This window comes from Paraburkholderia sp. EG304, from assembly GCF_046543485.1.
Lineage (GTDB): Bacteria > Pseudomonadota > Gammaproteobacteria > Burkholderiales > Burkholderiaceae > Paraburkholderia > Paraburkholderia youngii.
In genome coordinates, this window is the sequence record NZ_JBKGUA010000420.1 from 1 (window position 1) to 281 (window position 281).

Here is a 281-nt window from a genome sequence, read left to right on the forward strand (position 1 = left end):
GGGCTTGCGCAAGCGCGGATGGGTCGCGACGAGCTCATGGCGGTGGAACACCTGCACGACCGTGTCGGTCGCCTTCAGCCACAGCTGCTTGCCAACGAGCGTGAACGGCACCGAATACAGTGCCTTCTTGTAGACGACGTGCCCGTCGGTATGGACCTTGACCTCGCACCATACGGCCAGCACTGGCGGCACATCGGGCAGTCTGGCGAGCAGTGGCTTCTCGATGGCGAAACGTGCAAGCGGCTGCTCGCGCGTCGTGCCGTGCTCGCGCGTGCCGGCCT

Annotated in this window: 1 protein-coding gene; it reads right to left on the minus strand. The window is 65.8% G+C overall.

The features are described from left to right. On the minus strand, nt 1-281 hold a 281-nt coding region (locus ACLFKU_RS44545; protein WP_410853495.1), incomplete at both ends, for a Mu transposase domain-containing protein.